The organism is Pseudomonas sp. MF6396 (genome assembly GCF_002018915.1).
GTDB classification, from domain to species: domain Bacteria; phylum Pseudomonadota; class Gammaproteobacteria; order Pseudomonadales; family Pseudomonadaceae; genus Aquipseudomonas; species Aquipseudomonas palmensis.
The window spans coordinates 92,425-108,806 of sequence record NZ_MVOK01000011.1 but is presented as its reverse complement, the minus strand read 5'-3'; the positions used below and the strand labels follow the sequence as shown (position 1 = coordinate 108,806).

Sequence of the window (16,382 nt, the reverse complement as noted above, 5' to 3'; positions counted from 1 at the left end):
AAGCTTCGGGATCAGTGATGGACATCGCGCACCACCCGCTCACGCAGCGCCGCATCCTCCTGCACCCAGTACTGCGCCTTGCCCGCCACCCGCGCCGCTACCGCCACGCCGTCGCGGTACACCACCCGGTTGCCGCTCACCGCTGCCACCTTGCTGCCGGGCAGCAAGGTGCCCACCAGGTTCAGCGGGTCGCTGGCACTCACCGCCACCAGGCTGCCATCCAGCGGGCGCCTGCGTACTTCGCGCAATACGCCGATGGCCTCGGGCAAGGCGAACTGTTCGCCGGCCAGCCCGCTGATGAAGCGACCGCCACGGATCTCGCCACGCGCCTCCAGGCGGTGCAACGTGCGCAGCAGGTCCCGCCAGCTCGGCAGCCAGTCGGCCTCGCGTTCGAGCAGCCGCCAGCACACCACGCCATAGCGGCGCAGCAGGGTCAGGGCCACCTGTTCCAGGGCGTCCTCGGCCGGCGTGCCGGCGCGGCGCAGCAATGCCCAGCGCCCGGCGTCCTCCATGCCGCCACTGAATGCCCCGCGACCACGCCGATGGCTGCGTGCCTGGCGCTTGCTGGCCGGGGTGATCAGTGCACGCAGGCCGGCAAAGCTGTCGGCACTGATCTGCCCGGCCGCCACCAGTTCCTGCAGGGCTGTCTCCAGCTCGCTGGGCAACAGGCGTGCCTCGTCGCGCAGCTCATCGAAAAACAGTGCGCCGTGCTCGCTGAGCGCGGCCAGTACACGTTGCGCGCGGGGCGACGGTGCCGGGGCGTCGTCGGTGGCGGCCAGTGCTCGCCACAACCCCAGCCGCGCCCGTGGCAGCAGCACGACAGGGGTGCTGCGCAGGGTACTGGCCGCAGCCTTGCCCGAAGGGGCCAGGCGAGCCCACACGAACTTGCCGGCCCGGCAGGCATCGTCCAGCCACTGCCCACTGTAGTCGCGCAGCCGGCTCGGCAGCAGGTCGCTTTCCCAGGCCGAGGCCGCTGCGGCGAAGCCTTCCAGTTGGGTCAGCGCCTCGCCCAGCGCCGCCGGGCCCTCCAGCCGGGTGCCGGGCGAAAGGTGCTGCCAGTCGAACAGAAAGCGCATGAAGTCCTGCAGGCTGACCGGCTCGATTTCGCGGCGCAGGCGCTTGAGCGTGTAGCGGTGGATGCGCGCCAGCAGGTGGCGTTCGCACCATTGTTCAGGGGTGTGGCCCGGGCTGAAGTGCCCGCGCATCACATAGCCCTCGGCTTCCAGGCGCAGCATGGCCTGCTCGACCTGTGAGGGGCTCAAGCACAGCGGCGCGCCGATCTCGCTGCTGGTCAGCGGGCCGAAGCCGCTCAGGCGCGCGCGCAGCAGTTCCACGGCAGCACTGTCGGCATCGATGGGCTGATCGAACCCGGGCAATGGGGTGGGCGCCGCTTGCGGGTACAGCGCCAGCAGCCACGGCAGGCGTTCGCGGGCCAGCCACAGGCCGCCACCCTGCGGCAACTTCAGGTGGCAGGCGCGTGCGCCGGCGGTCAGTTGCTGCAGCCATGCCAGCCAGCCCGGGTTGGCCTGCACCTCGGCATCGCACACGGCCGCCAGGCTCATCAGTGCCTCGTGCATTTCGTCAGCGCCGCCTGGCAACGGCCAGGCCTCGGCACGCACTGCGGCAATCGCCTGCGGATCCAGTGCGCCCAGGTCGTCGGCACTTTGCGGGTCGCTCCAGCGCCGGTTGAGCACGGCCTGGGTGCGCCGCTCTTCCAGCGGTGCGTCATCGAGAAAGGCGTATGGACGTGCATTCAGGATCGCCGCCGCCAGGGGCGAAGGCGCCGGCAGGTCGCGGCAGATCAGGCGGATGCGCTTGTCTTCGATGCGCCGCAACAGGTTCAGCCAGCCCTCGCAATCCATCGCCTCGTGCAGGCAGTCGTCGAGGGTCTGCTCCACCAGCGGGAGGTCGGGAATCTCGCGCTCGCCGACGATGTTTTCCAGGCACGCCAGCTGGTCGGGGAACACGGCAGCGGTGAGGTCTTCGCTTTTCATGCGCTGGATCTGCGGGGCGACCTTGCGCCCGCCGGCATAGCGCGGCAGTGCCAGCGACACCCCGGCGTTCCAGCGCCAGCGCACGCCGAACAGCGGCGCATCGAGCACGGCCTGGGTCAGCAGGTGCTCGGCACTGGCGCTGGAAATGTAGCGCCACACCTCTTCCAGGGCAAAACTGTGGCCGGCCGACAGCGACAGGATCAGCGCATCCTCGCTGGCTGCCGCCTGCAACTCGAAATTGAAGGTGCGACAGAAGCGCTTGCGCAGTGCCAGCCCCCAGGCGCGGTTGATGCGGCTGCCGAAGGGCGAGTGGATGATCAGTTGGGTACCGCCGGACTCATCGAAAAAGCGCTCCATGATCAGGGTGTCCTGCGAGGGCAGGGCGCCGAGGGCCTGGCGGGTGCGGGCCAGGTAGTCGAGCAGTTGCTCGGCGCTGTCCGCGTTCAGCCCGAGCGTGGCGTGCAGCCAGGTCAGCAGCGGTTGCAGCTGGCCGCCGCTGGTATCCAGGCGCTGGTCGATTTCGGCTTGCAGGCGTGCCACCGCGAAGGACAGCTCGTCGCTGCGCCCCGGCGCCTCGCCCAGCCAGAAGGGGATGGTCGGCGGTTGCCCGTGGGCATCCTCTACCCGTACCTTGCCGGCCTCCACGCGCAGGATGCGGTACGACGCGTTGCCCAGCTGGAAGATGTCGCCGGCGATGCTCTCCACCGCGAAGTCTTCGTTCACGCTGCCGATGTTCAAGGCCTGGGGTTCGAGCAGCACGCGGTAGTCGGCGTTGTCCGGTATCGCCCCGCCACTGGTCAGGGCGGCCAGCTGGCTGCCGCGCCGTCCACGCAACTGGGCACTGACCGCATCGCGGTGCAGGTACGCGCCGCGCACGCCCTGGCGCCCGCTGTAGCCTTCGGCGAGCATGCGCAGCAGGGCCTGGTAATGTGCCTGGTCGAGATTGGCGTAGGGCATCGCGCGGGTGAGGCACGCAAACAGCGCCTGTTCGTCCCAGGGCTGGCAACTGACCTCGGCGACGATCTGCTGGGCCAGCACGTCCAGCGGTGCGTTGGGGATATGCAGCTCGTCCAGCTCGCCACGGCGCACGCAGTCGAGCAGGGCCACGCACTCGATCAGCTCGTCGCGGGTGGTGGCGAACACACGACCCTTGGGGGTGCCGTCCACCTGGTGGCCGGAGCGGCCAACCCTCTGCAGCAGCGCGGCAATCGAGCCAGGCGAGCCGATCTGGCACACCAGGTCGACCTCGCCGATGTCGATGCCCAGCTCCAGCGAGGCGGTGGCCACCAGCACCTGCAGCTCGCCGCGCTTGAGACGCTGCTCGGCGTCGAGGCGAAATTCCTTTGCCAGGCTGCCATGGTGCGCGGCCACCGCCTCGCGCCCCAGGCGCTCGCCCAGGTGGCGTGCCAGGCGCTCGGCCAGGCGCCGGGTGTTGACGAACACCAGGGTGGTGCGGTGCTCGCGGGCCAGTTGCGCGAGGCGATCGTAGACCAGCTCCCACACATCGTTGGCCATCACCGCACCCAATGGCGCGCGCGGTACCTCGATGGCCAGGTCGCGCTGGCGCGCATGGCCGATATCCACCAGGGCGCACGGGCGCTGATCGCCCACCAGGTACTGCGCCACCCGCTCGATCGGACGCTGGGTGGCCGACAGGCCGATGCGCCGCAGCGGGCGCTGGCACAGCGCCTGCAGGCGTTCCAGGCTCAACGCCAGGTGGCTGCCGCGCTTGTTGCCGGCCACGGCGTGGATCTCGTCGACGATTACCGTGTGCACCGAGGCCAGGCCCTGGCGCCCGGACGTCGAGCCGAGCAGCACGTACAGCGACTCGGGGGTGGTCACCAGGATATGCGGGGGCTGGCGGCGCATGGCCGCGCGTTCCTTCTGCGGGGTATCGCCGCTGCGCACTGCGGTGCGCAGGGTAGGGGTGGGCAGCCCGAGGGCGGCCAGTTCGGCGCTGATACCGGCCAGGGGGGCCTGCAGGTTGAGCTGGATGTCGTTGGACAGCGCCTTGAGCGGCGAGACGTACACCACCAGCGTCTGTTCGGGCAGCTCGCCGCCGGCGTGCAGGGCCTGGGTGAAGAGTTCGTCGAGGACCGCGAGGAACGCGGTGAGGGTCTTGCCGGAGCCGGTGGGGGCCGCCACCAGCAGCGATTGCCCGCTGCGGATCAGCGGCCACGCCTGGGCCTGGGCGGCGGTCACCGTGGCGAAACGGTGCTGGAACCAGGCACGGACGGCGGGGTGGAAGCCGTCGAGTACCGGGTGATTGCGGGCGGGCAGGTTCATCAGCTGTTTATGCGGTCGTTGCGCCCTGGTTGCAAGGGGCTTTCGTCAGGCTGCTGCGGCCGCTTCGCCGGCAAGGCCGGCTCCTACAGGGAATGCGCCGAACCTGTGGGAGCCGGCCGTGCCGGCGAAGCGCTCAGCAAGATTGAAAGCCCTGCGCCAGCATGTGATCCTAGCGCGCCTTCCCCGCCACGAGCCGCCCACCATGAGCAAAACCATCCGTATCGCCGCTGCCCTGTTGCTCGATGCTCAGGGCCGTACCCTGTTGGTACGCAAGCGCGGCACCCTGGCCTTCATGCAGCCTGGCGGCAAGATCGAACCCCACGAGCAACCCGTCGATGCCCTGGCCCGCGAGCTGTTCGAAGAGCTGGGCCTGCGCATCGACCCGCAGCAGGCGCAGTACCTGGGCCAGTTCAGCGCACCGGCGGCCAACGAGCCGGGTTTCGAAGTGCAGGCCGAGCTGTTTCAGTTGCACACCGACCTGACGCTTGAACCCGCAGCGGAAATCGAGGAAGCCTGCTGGGTCGACGCCCACCAGGTGGATCACCTCGAACTGGCGCCGCTGACCCGCGACCTGATCCTGCCGCTGCACCTGCAACGGGCCGCGCAATGATCCCGCTGCACGAATGGCTGCTGTTCAGCGGCGCCGCGCTGCTGATGGTACTGACCCCCGGGCCGAACATGATCTACCTGATCTCGCGCTCGATCTGCCAGGGCCGCATGGCCGGCGTGACGTCGCTGATCGGTGTGGTGGGCGGGTTTCTGGTGCACATGACGGCCGCAGCTGTGGGCCTCACCGCGTTGTTCATGGCCGTGCCGCTGGGTTACGACCTGCTGCGCTGGGCCGGTGCCGGCTACCTGCTGTGGATGGCCTGGCAGGCGGTCAAGCCGGGTGCGCGCTCGCCGTTCGAGCCCCGTGAGCTGGCCCCTGATTCACCGGCGCGGCTGGTGACGATGGGGTTTCTGACCAGCGTGCTGAACCCCAAGGTGGCGGTGTTCTACCTGTCGGTGCTGCCGCAGTTCATTTCGCCCGAGCACGGCTCGGTGCTGGCGCAGAGCCTGACCCTGGGCCTGACCCAGATCGGCGTGAGCTTCACCGTGAACCTGCTGATCGCACTGTTCGCCGCCGGCCTGTCGGCCTGGTTCGCGCGCTACCCGCTGTGGCTGATGTTGCAGCGCTACGTGATGGGCTTTGTGCTGGCGGCCCTTGCGCTGCGCCTGGTGCAGGAACAACGCAAACTGGCTTGATGCTTGCCGCTTGAACCTTCAGCGCACTGCACTGACCCCATCCAGGGTCGAGAACGAGGTGTCCTTGGCGGTCAGCAGAAAGTCGCGCATATACGGTGCATCGAGCATGTCGCTGCGCACTGCGGCGTACAGCGTGGCGAACAGGCCCTTTTCACCCAGGCGCTTGCCCTTCACGTAGCCGCGCGAGCTGTACTCGTGCAGGGCCCAGTGCGGCATGCCGCATATTCCGCGTCCGCTGGCCACCAACTGCATCATCATCACCGTCAGCTCGGCGGTGCGCACCTGCCCGGGCTCGATGTCGGCAGGTTCCAGAAAGCGCGTGAAGATGTCCAGACGGTCGCGTTCCACCGGGTAGGTGATCAGGGTTTCCGTGGCCAGGTCCTGCGGCACCACGTAGGGCCTGGAGGCCAGTACGTGCTGGTTTGCCACCGCCAGCATCGCCTCGTAGGTGAACAGCGGCACGTAGGTGATACCGGTCAGCTCCAGCGGGTCTGAGGTCACCACCAGGTCCAGGTCGCCGCGGGCCAGGGCCGGCAGCGGGGCGAAGGCGAAGCCCGAGGCCAGGTCCAGCTCCACCTCTGGCCAGGCATCGCGGAACTGGTCGATGGTGGGCATCAGCCACTGGAAGCAGCTGTGGCACTCGATGGCCATGTGCAGGCGCCCGGCGGTGCCGCCGGCCAGGCGCGCAATGTCCCGTTCGGCGCCGCGCAGCAGCGGCAGGGTGGCATCGGCCAGTTGCAGCAGGCGCAGGCCGGCGCTGGTGAAGCGGATCGGCTTGGTCTTGCGGGTGAACAACTGCATGCCCAGGCGTTCTTCGAGTTCCTTGAACTGGTGGGACAACGCCGACTGGGTCAGGTGCAGGCGCTCGGCGGCCTCCACCAGGCTGTCGGCTTCGCGCAGGGCGTGCAGGGTCTTGAGGTGGCGAATTTCCAGCACCAGGGTGCTCCATGAACAGAATTTGATGGGTGGGGCAATTCGTTGAGTTTGTCTCATGTTGACGATGCTGTCGACCGCCCGGCAGTTGTCATCAAACGGTCACCGATCTGTGGCAGCGCGCCGGCATGAACTTCATCAGACTCGCGCTTTACTGGCGAACTGCACTCTGGTGTTTCTTTCATGCGGGCAATCCTGTTTCTGGTGGCGCTGTGCAGCGCCTTTTCTTCGTTCGCGGCGCCTCGCTGCGACATCACTTCAGGTATCCGATACGCCGAGGCGGGGCCGGTCAGCCTGGCCTATCAGAGCATCGGGCGTGACAGCGACCCGGCCCTGCTGCTGGTCATGGGCCTGGGCGGCCAGTTGATCCACTGGCCCGACGAGGTGGTACTTGCGCTGTGCCAGCAGGGCTTCAGGGTGATCCGCTACGACAACCGCGACGTCGGCCTGTCGCGCTGGAACCAGCCCCCCGCCCAGGCCAACCTGACGGTCGAGGCGCTGCGCTACCGGCTCGGCCTGCCGGTGGCGGCGCCCTACAGCCTGAGCGACATGGCCGCTGATGGCCTGGCGCTGATGGATGCGCTGCACGCGCAGCGCTTTCATGTGCTGGGGGTGAGCATGGGTGGAATGATTGCCCAGCACCTGGCGGCGATGGCGCCCGAGCGGGTCGAGAGCCTGACCCTGATCATGTCCAGTTCGGGGGCGCAGGGGCTGCCGGCGCCTGCGCCGGCGCTGGTTCGGCAGTTGGCCCGGCGCGGTGCGCCGAATCGCCAGGTGGCCCTGGAGCAGCAGGCCGACCTGCTGGCCGCGCTGGGCAGCCCGCAGGTGCAGGATGATCGCCAGGCCCTGTTGCAGCAGGCCGCCACCGCTTACGACCGGGCCTTCAACCCCGAAGGCGTGCAGCGCCAGGTCATGGCCATACTTGCCGAGCCCAGCCGTGTCGAGCTGCTCGACAACCTGCGAGTCCCGGCCCTGGTGGTGCACGGCACGGCCGACCCGCTGTTGCCGGTGATGCACGGCGTGCACCTGGCCGCGCACATCCAGGGCAGCCAGCTACGCCTGATACCGGGCCTGGCGCACCGCTTCCAGGAGCCGTTCAAGGCCCCGCTGCTGGCGGCGGTACTGCCTTACCTGAAGGCGCACCGCGAAGAGCTGGGCCATCTGGCCCAACGCTAGTGCAGGCGCACCCATACGCTGACCAGCACGGTGGCGGCGATCAGCCAGGCCACCGCCGCCAGCGCCAGTGACAGCTCCAGGCGCAGGCGGTCGACCAGCACGTACAGCGCGGCCAGGTACACGAAGTAGGGGATGATCGACCACATGCCGAACACGATGGTGGCCTTCAGGTCCTCCAGCGAGCGGCCCTTGCCGATGATGTAGTGGGCAATCAGGGCAAAGGTGGGAAACAGCGGCACCAGCCCGGCCACGTAGTAATTGCGGGTCTTGGCCAGGGCCGCGATGATCAGCACCACCACGGCGCCCAGGCAGGCCTTGAGAATCATGTCCATCGAAACGCTCGCTCAGGCCAGGCCGTATTTTTTGACTTTGTCGAACAGGGTGGTCTTGGCCATGCCCAGCTCCTGGCTGGCCTGGCTGAGGTTGCCGCCGGTGCGCTGCAGGGCGTCGCTGAGCAGGTTGCGCTCGAAGGCCTCGACCGCCTCGGCAAAGCCCAGGCTCTGCGCCACATTGGCGCCGGCCTTCTTGAACGCCGGCAGGCCCAGGGCGTGGCGCTCGGCCACGTTGCGCAGCTCGCGCACGTTGCCCGGCCAGTCATGGGCCATCAGGCGCGACAGGGTCTGGCTGTCCAGCGGCGGTGCCTCGCGGTCGAAGCGCAGGGCCGACTGCTGCAGGAAGTGCTCGAACAGTTGCAGGATGTCTTCGCGGCGCTCGCGCAGCGGCGGCAGTTCCAGGGTCACCACGTTGAGGCGGTAGTACAGGTCGCTGCGAAACTGGCCGGTCTGGCCGAGGGCATCCAGGTCCGATTTGGTGGCGGCGATCACCCGGCAATCCACCGCAATGCTCTGGTTCGAGCCCAGGCGTTCCAGGGTGCGCTCCTGCAACACGCGCAGCAGCTTGATCTGCAGGTTGAGCGGCATGCTCTCGACTTCGTCGAGAAACAGCGTGCCGCCGTTGGCGTGCTCGATCTTGCCGATGCGGCGCTTGCCGGCACCCGTGAAGGCGTTGGCCTCGTGGCCGAAGATCTCGGTCTCGAACAGGTTCTCCGGCAGGCCGCCGCAGTTCAACGCCACGAAGGGCTGGCTCTGGCGCCGGCTGAAGTCGTGCAGGCAGCGCGCGACCAGCTCCTTGCCGGTGCCGGTCTCGCCCTCGATCAGCACGTTGGCCGAGGTATCGGCGACGTTGGCGATCAGCTCGCGCAGGTTCTGCATGGCCGGCGAGCGGCCGATGATGCGCCCCTCCAGGGTGCTGCGCTCGGCCAGCTGGCGGCGCAGCGAGAACACTTCGCGGGCCAGGCCGCGCTGTTCCAGCGCCCGGCGCACCACATCCACCAGGCGCTCCGGCGAGAAGGGCTTTTCCATGAAGTCGTAGGCGCCGTTGCGCATGGCGCCCACGGCCATGTCGATGTCGCCGTGGCCGGTGATCAGCACCACCGGCAGGCTCTTGTCGCGGGCCTTGAGGCGGCTGAGCAGTTCCAGGCCATCGATGCCCGGCAGGCGGATATCGCTGACCACGATGCCGGCGAAATCATCGCCGATGCGCTCCAGTGCCTGTTCGGCACTGCCGACGCCTTCGCAGGCGATATCTTCCAGGGCCAGCGCCTGCTGGCACCCGAGCAACACATGCGGATCGTCTTCGACGATCAGGACGGTAAGGGGCGATGGGGTCATAGGGACTCGGCAGGTTCAGTGGGGGCATCGACCAGCGGCAGGCTGAGCACGAACGCGGTACCGCCGCTGGCGGGGTGTTCGACGTTCAGGGTACCGCCGGCTGCAGCGGCGAGGCTGGCCGACAGGGTCAGGCCCAGGCCCAGGCCGTGCTCGCCCGGTTTGGTGGTGAAAAACGGTTCGAACAGGTGCTTGCGCGCTTCATCGTCGATGCCATGGCCGTTGTCGCGCCCGCGCAGGCGGTACTTGTCGCCCACCAGCTCGCCTTCGAGCCAGAGTTGCGGCAGCGGCACCGCGGCCATGGCATCCAGGGCGTTGCCGATCAGGTTGACCAGGATCTGCTCCAGGCGGGTCTGGTCGATGGTCAGTTGCTGGTCGGCGTACTCGAGGTGCAGTTTCAGGTGACAGCCCTCGATGCGCGCATTGAGTAGTTGCAGGGCGGCGGTCACGGCCTTTTCCAGCGAGGCCTGGCCACGGTCGTCGCCGCGCCGGGCGAACGAGCGCAGGCTGGCGGTGATACGGCCCATGCGGTCGATCAGTTCGTTCATGGTCAGCAGGTTGGCGCTGGCGGTTTCCAGCGCACCGCGCTGCAGAAAGCGCACGGTGTTGCCCGACAGGGTGCGCAGCGCCGCCAGCGGCTGGTTCAGCTCATGGGCGATGCTGGTCGACATCTGCCCGATGGCCGCCAGCTTGCCGGCCTGCACCAGTTCGTCCTGGGCATGGCGCAGGGTCTGCTCGGCGTGCCGGCGTTCGCGGATCTGGCCCTTGAGGCGTTCGTTGCTGGCACGCAGGTCGGCGGTGCGCTCGGTAATCTTGCGTTCGAGCTGGTTGTTGGCTTCTTCCAGCGCCTCGCGGGCGGCCAGGCGGGTGGCGATCACCTTGCGTCGCTCGTTCCAGGCTATCAGCAGGATCGCCAGCAGGGCGAAGGCCACGGCCACCAGCACGCCCTGGATCATCGATTCGTGGCGCAGGTCCTGCAGCGGGGTCAGCAGGGTGAAGTGCCAGGGCGTGTCGCTCAGGCGCCGGGTCTGGGCCAGGTAGGTGACCTTGCGGTTGCTGTCGCCCAGTTCGGCATTGGCCGGAAAGGTCAGCTTCTCGACCCCGGCGGCGAGCTTCTCGCGCGCCAGCGGCTGCAGTTCGTTGAGCGGGAACCAGTAGTACTGCAGGCTGCGCGCCAGGCGCTCCTTGATTTCCGGGGTCAGCGGGCGCACCGACTTCAGCCGCCGCGCCGGGTCGCTGGAGAGGATGATGATGCCGTTCTCGTCGCTGACGAAAGCTTCCAGGCGGGCTCGCTGCCAGCGCTCTTCGAGGGCTTCCAGGCGCACCTTGATCACCGCCACGCCGATGATCTTGCCGTGTTCCTCCAGGCCATGGGCCAGGTAGTAGCCAGGTTCGCCGGTGGTGCTGCCGATGCCGTAGAAGCGCCCGGGCTGGCCGCGCACGGCATTCTGGAAATAGGCACGGAACGAGAGGTCTTCGCCCAGGTAGCTGTCGACGTCGCGCCAGTTGCTGGTGGCCTGCACCCGGCCGGTGGTGTCGAGCACATAGATGGCGCGGCTGCGGCTGCGCCGGTTGAGCCCTTCGAGGTATTCGTTGACCGCCTGGCGCTGGTCGCCATCGGTGGAGTTCAGCAGGCTGGAGACGCTGTCTTCGAGTTCCAGCAGGCTGGGCAGGTAGGTGTACTTGCTGATCTCGCTCTCGACCGCGCGGGCATGCAGTTCAAGCTGACGCTCGCCGGTCTCGCTGAGGGTGCGGATGCCGTTGTGCTCGCTGATCAGGTAGCCGATCACACCCAGGCCGATCATCAGCAGCAGGACCAGTGGGGGCAGGAACAGGTGGCGGATCAGGCGAGGTTTCACGGCAAGGTCAGGCTTGGCTGGGCGAAAGAGCGTGGGATCGCATTTCATCACAGTGGCCTTGTCACGACCAGCGCCCTCTGCCCGGCGTGGGCCGGGCAGGGGCACCGGGCGGCATCAGTGCTGCAGGATCTTGCTGAGGAAGTGCTGGGTACGCTCGTCGCGCACGCTCTGGTCACCGAAGAACTCTTCCTTGGTGCAGTCTTCGATGATGTTGCCCTTGTCCATGAAGATCACCCGGTTGGCCACTTTGCGCGCAAAGCCCATTTCGTGGGTCACGCACATCATGGTCATGCCTTCGTGGGCCAGTTGCACCATCACGTCGAGTACCTCGCTGACCATTTCCGGGTCCAGTGCCGAGGTGGGTTCGTCGAACAGCATCACGATCGGATCCATGGCCAGGGCGCGGGCGATGGCCACGCGCTGCTGCTGGCCGCCGGAGAGCTGGCCGGGGTGCTTGTGCGCATGGGCCGAGAGGCCGACGCGCTCAAGCAGTTGCAGGCCCTTCTTGGTGGCTTCTTCCTTGCTGCGGCCCAGCACCTTGATCTGCGCGATGGTCAGGTTCTCGGTGATGGTCAGGTGCGGGAACAGTTCGAAGTGCTGGAACACCATGCCGACCCGCGAGCGCAGCTTGGGCAGGTTGGTCTTGGGGTCGGCGATCGAGGTGCCGTCGACCACGATGTCGCCCTTCTGGAACGGTTCCAGCGCGTTGACGCACTTGATCAGGGTGGACTTGCCCGAGCCAGACGGCCCGCACACCACCACCACTTCGCCTTTCTTGACCTCGGTGCTGCAGTCGGTCAGAACCTGGAAATCGCCGTACCACTTGTTGACGTTCTTGATGGAAATCATACGGTTATCCTTTTCTGCAGACGCTTGACCAGGAAGGAAGCGGAGAAGCTGATGACAAAGTACACGGCGCCGGCAAACAGCAGGAACTCGTTGGAGCGCCCGATGATGTCGCCACTGGCCCGTGCCGAGTTGAGGAAGTCCACCAGGCCCACGGTGTAGACCAGCGAGGTGTCCTGGAACAGGATGATGCTCTGCTGCAGCAGCAGCGGGGTCATCTTGCGAAATGCCTGGGGCAGGATGATCAGGCGCATGGTCTGCGCGTAGTTCATGCCCAGTGCCTGGGCAGCCGCCATCTGGCCCTTGGAGATCGACTGCACGCCGGCCCGCACGATTTCGCAGAAGTACGCCGCCTCGAACATCATGAATGCCACGACGCAGGAGGTGAACGCACCCACCGGGGTGTCTTCGCCGGTGATCCAGCGCAGCACGAACGGTACCGCCAGGTAGAACCAGGTGATCACCAGCAGCAGCGGGATGGAGCGAAAGTAGTTCACGTAGGCGCCGGCCAGGCGCGACAGCAGCTTGCTCGACGACAACCGCATCAGTGCCAGCACGGTACCCAGCGCGATGCCGCCAATGATGCCCATGAGCATCAGCTGCAGGGTCATCTTCATGCCGTTCCACAGGCCCGGCAGGGCTGGCACGATTCCACTGAAATCCATGTCCATTATTTACCCCCCACGGAGATCAGGCCCGGCACCGCGACTTTCTTCTCGACCAGGCGCATCAGCAGCATCAGCCCCATGTTCAGGGTGAAGTAGATCAGCGTGGCCAGGGTGAAGGCCTCGAACAGGTTGGCCGAGAACTCGGCGGTCTGCTTGGTCTGTGCCAGCAGCTCCATCAGGCCGATCAGCGACGCCACCGAGGAGTTCTTGAACACGTTCAGGAATTCGGAGGTAAGCGGCGGAATGATGATCCGGTAGGCTTGCGGCAGCAGCACGTTGTTGTAGATCTGCGGCAGGCTGAAGCCCATGGCGCGGGCAGCGGCTTCCTGGCCACGTGGCAGTGCCTGGATGCCGGTGCGCACCTGCTCGCACACCCGTGCAGCGGTGAACAGCCCCAGGCAGATGACCACGCTGATCAGCGCCGAGGTGGTCGGGTTGAGGTCCTGCTTGTACCACTCCTGCAGGCCTTCGGGCAGCAGGTCGGGTACCAGGAAGTACCAGATGAACAGCTGCACCAGCAGCGGCACATTGCGAAACAGTTCCACGTAGCACGTGGCGATACCCGACACCAGACGGTTCGGTACGGTACGCATGACGCCGAGCACCGAGCCCAGCAGCAGCGCAATGATCCAGGCGGCAACGGCGATCAGGATGGTCCAGCCCAGGCCGGTGATATACCAGTCCAGGTAGGTCTCGCTGCCAACGCCGGTGGACTTGAAAAAAACGCCCCAGTCCCAGTTGTAATTCATCGGGGTCTCCCCTCAGATCGGTTGTTTCACGGGCACCTTCGAGCATCCGGGGGCGCTGGGCGCCCTCGGATGAAAGGTTAGACACTAACTAGCTGGGGGTCAGGACTTCTTTTCGTCTGCAGCTTTGTCGGTAGGATTGGCGATCAGCGCCTTGAGCTCGTCGCTCATGGGGAACATCAGGTTCAGGCCTTTAGGCGGGATTGGCTGGTTGAACCACTTGTCGTAGATCTTGTTGATCTCACCCGACTTGTACAGGGCGACGATGGCGTCATCGACCGCTTTCTTGAACGGGGCATCGCCCTTGCGCACCATGCAGCCGTAGATTTCATAGGACTGCGGGGTACCGGTCACGGCCCAGTCGGTCGGCTTCTTGGCCTTGGCCATTTCGCCGGCGAGCAGGGCGTCGTCCATCATGAAGGCGACGGCGCGGCCGGACTCGAGCATCTGGAACGACTCGCCGTGGTCCTTGGCGGAGATGACGTTCATCTTCATCTGCTTGTCGGCGTTCATCGACTTGAGGATGCGCTCGGATGTGGTACCGGCGGTGGTCACCACGTTCTTGCCGGCCAGGTCCGGGAAGTCCTTGTAGGAGGAATCCTTTTTGGACAGCAGGCGGGTACCGATCTCGAAGATGCCGACCGAGAAGTCGACCTGTTGCTGGCGCTCGAGGTTGTTGGTGGTGGAACCGCACTCGACGTCAACGGTGCCGTTCTGCACCAGCGGGATGCGGGTCTGCGAGGTGACCAGGTTGTATTTGACCTTCAGGTCCGGCTTGTTCAGGTCCTTTTTCAGGGCCTCGACGATAGCCAGCTGGATGTCGTGGGAGTAACCGACGGGTTTGCCCGAAGCGTCGGCGATGTAGGAGAACGGGATGGAAGCGTCGCGGTGCCCCAGGGTAATGGTGCCCGAGTCGTTGATTTTCTTCAGGGTGCCGGTCAGTTCGGCGGCAAGGGCCGGCGTGCTGATCAAAGCGGTCGCCATGGCGGCGCCCAACAGATGGGGAACGATACGCATCAAATTTTCCTCGACGTTGTTTTTCTTATTGAGCCGTTGGCGGGCTCTTTCGTTCAGCGAACACAGCAATGAAGCGGTTGCGCATTCGGGTACTGAGTGTAGAGCATGACTCATGCCAAACTCTGATTTTGATCATAACCCCATGCAAATAGCGGCGGCGGGCATTTTTTGCCGGGGTATGGCGGGGGAGGGATGTCCGGGTTTCCGATTAAGGGCCAATGGCTCGTTCGGGAAACCGAACAGATAGTGCTTTGGTGGCCTCATCGCGGGTCAAACCCGCTCCCACTGGTTTGCTGACCTTGTGGGAGCGGGCTTGACCCGATGCGGTTTGGCGGTGTCAGGCCGCCTGAATACGCCCGCGGCTCAGTTCTACCCGTTGCAGGTAAACCCGCAGAGCCTGTTGTTCGGCCGGGCTGGTGAATAGCCCCAGCTTGGTGCGCCGCAGCAGGATATCGTCGGCGCTGACCGCCCATTCCTCGTTGCACAGGTAATCCACCTCGCGGGTGAACAACCCGCCACCAATCGCATCGCCCAGGTCGTCCGGGCCCTGGACGCCCTCGAGCAGGCGCCATACGCGGGTGCCGTAGGTCAGCGCCCAGCGCTTGGCGATATCCGCTGGCAGCCAGCCGAAGCGCGCGAGAATCTCGTCGCACAGCGCCTGCGGCGTGGTCATCTGTTCACCGCCCGGCAGGCTGGAGGTGGCGGTCCAGCTACCGGTCATCTGGGTGAAGTACGGCGCCAGCTCGGCCATGGCCGATTCGGCCAGCTTGCGGTAGGTGGTCAGCTTGCCGCCGAACACCGACAGCAGCGGCGCTTCGCCGGCAGACGCCGACAGGGCCAGGGTGTAGTCGCGGGTGACCGCCGAGGGGTTGTCCGACTCGTCGTTGCACAACGGGCGCACACCGGAATAGGTGCTGAGGATGTCGGCGCGGCCCAGCTGGTGGTTGAAGTGCGCGTTCACAACCTTGAGCAGGTAGTCGGTCTCGGCCTCGGTGATGCTCACCTGGGCCGGGTCGCCGCTGTACTCGCGGTCGGTGGTGCCGATCAGGGTGAAGCGCTCCAGGTACGGGATGGCGAACACGATGCGCTGGTCTTCGTTCTGCAGGATGTAGGCATGCTCGCCCTCGTACAGCCGGGGCACGATCAGGTGGCTGCCCTGAATCAGGCGAATGCCGTAGGGCGCCTCCAGCTTGAGGTCGTCCTTGATGAACCTGGCCACCCACGGGCCGGCCGCGTTCACCAGGGCGCGGGCCTGGATGGTCTGCTGGCTGCCGTCGGGGCGTTCGAGCTGCACGTTCCACAGCTTGCCCACGCGCCGTGCGCTGACGCAGCGGGTACGGGTGAGGATGTGCGCACCCAACTCACGCGCGGCCATAGCGTTGAGCACCACCAGACGGGCGTCGTCCACTGCGCAGTCGGCGTATTCGAAACCGCGGGTGATGGCCGGCTTGAGCGGGTTGCCCGGGCCGAAACGCAGGCTGCGCGAGGCGCCCAGCTGCTTGCGCTTGCCCAGATGGTCATACAGGAACAGGCCGGCGCGGATCATCCAGGCTGGACGCAGGTGCGGCTGGTGCGGCAGCACGAAGCGCATCGGCTTGACGATATGCGGCGCCTTGGCCAGCAGCACTTCGCGTTCTGCCAGCGCTTCGCGCACCAGGCGGAACTCGTAGTGCTCCAGATAGCGCAGGCCACCGTGGATCAGCTTGCTGCTGGCCGAGGACGTATGGCTGGCCAGGTCATCCTTTTCGCAGAGCAGTACCGACAGGCCGCGCCCGGCGGCATCGGTGGCGATACCGACGCCGTTGATGCCGCCACCGATCACGGCAACGTCGTAGATTTCGGCAAGGGCGGGCGATGGCGAGCTGGACTGGGACACGAGACGGCCTCTGGTTTCTATCGAATATGAACATTAATGTTCGTTTGCGAAAATGGTAGCGCAACAAAA

At 66.4% G+C, this 16,382-nt stretch carries 13 protein-coding genes; 3 read left to right on the top strand and 10 right to left on the bottom strand.

Annotated features, from left to right (window positions below):
* Positions 1–11 precede the first annotated feature (11 nt).
* Positions 12–4,280, bottom strand: coding sequence for a DEAD/DEAH box helicase (locus tag MF6396_RS13525; protein ID WP_078480588.1), 4,269 nt, complete (start codon positions 4,278–4,280; stop codon positions 12–14).
* Positions 4,281–4,482: 202 nt separating this feature from the next.
* Here MF6396_RS13525 and MF6396_RS13520 point away from each other — a divergent pair, with 202 nt between their 5' ends.
* Together MF6396_RS13520 and MF6396_RS13515 are read left to right on the top strand one after the other, a co-directional pair.
* Positions 4,483–4,890 (top strand): NUDIX hydrolase, encoded by a 408-nt coding sequence (locus MF6396_RS13520; protein ID WP_043861997.1) that lies wholly within the window; start codon positions 4,483–4,485, stop codon positions 4,888–4,890.
* Positions 4,887–5,525: a LysE family translocator gene (locus MF6396_RS13515; RefSeq protein WP_054914755.1), complete on the top strand. Its 639-nt coding sequence runs from the start codon at positions 4,887–4,889 to the stop codon at positions 5,523–5,525. Before MF6396_RS13520 ends, MF6396_RS13515 begins: the two co-directional genes overlap by 4 nt.
* Before the next feature lie 18 nt (positions 5,526–5,543).
* On the opposite strand, the gene metR is transcribed toward MF6396_RS13515, so the two are convergent.
* Complete coding sequence (gene metR, locus MF6396_RS13510) at positions 5,544–6,461, bottom strand: transcriptional regulator MetR (RefSeq protein ID WP_078480587.1); 918 nt, start codon at positions 6,459–6,461, stop codon at positions 5,544–5,546.
* Positions 6,462–6,641: 180 nt separating this feature from the next.
* Here metR and MF6396_RS13505 point away from each other — a divergent pair, with 180 nt between their 5' ends.
* Positions 6,642–7,634, top strand: a complete 993-nt coding sequence (locus tag MF6396_RS13505; protein ID WP_078480586.1) for an alpha/beta fold hydrolase — start codon at positions 6,642–6,644, stop codon at positions 7,632–7,634.
* Here the strand turns inward: MF6396_RS13505 and MF6396_RS13500 are convergent.
* The 8 genes from MF6396_RS13500 to glpD form a co-directional block, all read right to left on the bottom strand.
* Positions 7,631–7,957, bottom strand: coding sequence for a GlpM family protein (locus tag MF6396_RS13500; RefSeq protein WP_173925076.1), 327 nt, complete (start codon positions 7,955–7,957; stop codon positions 7,631–7,633). The two genes, MF6396_RS13505 and MF6396_RS13500, sit on opposite strands and share 4 nt — an antisense overlap.
* A 21-nt stretch (positions 7,958–7,978) precedes the next feature.
* Complete coding sequence (locus MF6396_RS13495) at positions 7,979–9,304, bottom strand: sigma-54-dependent transcriptional regulator (protein WP_043861992.1); 1,326 nt, start codon at positions 9,302–9,304, stop codon at positions 7,979–7,981.
* Positions 9,301–11,208, bottom strand: coding sequence for a sensor histidine kinase (locus tag MF6396_RS13490; RefSeq protein ID WP_078480584.1), 1,908 nt, complete (start codon positions 11,206–11,208; stop codon positions 9,301–9,303). The genes MF6396_RS13495 and MF6396_RS13490 overlap by 4 nt, the downstream gene beginning before the upstream one ends.
* Positions 11,209–11,274: 66 nt before the next feature.
* Positions 11,275–12,009 carry an amino acid ABC transporter ATP-binding protein gene (locus MF6396_RS13485; RefSeq protein WP_043861990.1) on the bottom strand — a complete coding sequence of 245 codons (735 nt, stop codon included), beginning with the start codon at positions 12,007–12,009 and terminating at the stop codon, positions 11,275–11,277.
* On the bottom strand, positions 12,006–12,677 hold the full coding sequence (locus MF6396_RS13480) for an ABC transporter permease subunit (protein WP_043861989.1): 672 nt from the start codon (positions 12,675–12,677) through the stop codon (positions 12,006–12,008). The genes MF6396_RS13485 and MF6396_RS13480 overlap by 4 nt, the downstream gene beginning before the upstream one ends.
* The gene (locus MF6396_RS13475; protein ID WP_043861988.1) at positions 12,677–13,423 is read right to left on the bottom strand and encodes an amino acid ABC transporter permease; all 747 of its coding nucleotides are present in this window, start codon (positions 13,421–13,423) and stop codon (positions 12,677–12,679) included. Before MF6396_RS13475 ends, MF6396_RS13480 begins: the two co-directional genes overlap by 1 nt.
* Before the next feature lie 99 nt (positions 13,424–13,522).
* Positions 13,523–14,437 (bottom strand): glutamate/aspartate ABC transporter substrate-binding protein, encoded by a 915-nt coding sequence (locus MF6396_RS13470; protein ID WP_043861987.1) that lies wholly within the window; start codon positions 14,435–14,437, stop codon positions 13,523–13,525.
* A gap of 337 nt (positions 14,438–14,774) precedes the next feature.
* Positions 14,775–16,313, bottom strand: coding sequence for a glycerol-3-phosphate dehydrogenase (gene glpD, locus MF6396_RS13465; RefSeq protein ID WP_078480583.1), 1,539 nt, complete (start codon positions 16,311–16,313; stop codon positions 14,775–14,777).
* Positions 16,314–16,382: the final 69 nt, after the last annotated feature.

Coding starts and splice junctions, on each gene's coding strand:
- MF6396_RS13525 (WP_078480588.1), bottom strand. CDS start 4,280: ATGAACCTGCCCGCCCGCAATCACCCGGTACTCGACGGCTTCCACCCC.
- MF6396_RS13520 (WP_043861997.1), top strand. CDS start 4,483: ATGAGCAAAACCATCCGTATCGCCGCTGCCCTGTTGCTCGATGCTCAG.
- MF6396_RS13515 (WP_054914755.1), top strand. CDS start 4,887: ATGATCCCGCTGCACGAATGGCTGCTGTTCAGCGGCGCCGCGCTGCTG.
- MF6396_RS13505 (WP_078480586.1), top strand. CDS start 6,642: ATGCGGGCAATCCTGTTTCTGGTGGCGCTGTGCAGCGCCTTTTCTTCG.
- MF6396_RS13495 (WP_043861992.1), bottom strand. CDS start 9,304: ATGACCCCATCGCCCCTTACCGTCCTGATCGTCGAAGACGATCCGCAT.
- MF6396_RS13490 (WP_078480584.1), bottom strand. CDS start 11,208: ATGAAATGCGATCCCACGCTCTTTCGCCCAGCCAAGCCTGACCTTGCC.
- MF6396_RS13485 (WP_043861990.1), bottom strand. CDS start 12,009: ATGATTTCCATCAAGAACGTCAACAAGTGGTACGGCGATTTCCAGGTT.
- MF6396_RS13480 (WP_043861989.1), bottom strand. CDS start 12,677: ATGGACATGGATTTCAGTGGAATCGTGCCAGCCCTGCCGGGCCTGTGG.
- MF6396_RS13475 (WP_043861988.1), bottom strand. CDS start 13,423: ATGAATTACAACTGGGACTGGGGCGTTTTTTTCAAGTCCACCGGCGTT.
- MF6396_RS13470 (WP_043861987.1), bottom strand. CDS start 14,437: ATGCGTATCGTTCCCCATCTGTTGGGCGCCGCCATGGCGACCGCTTTG.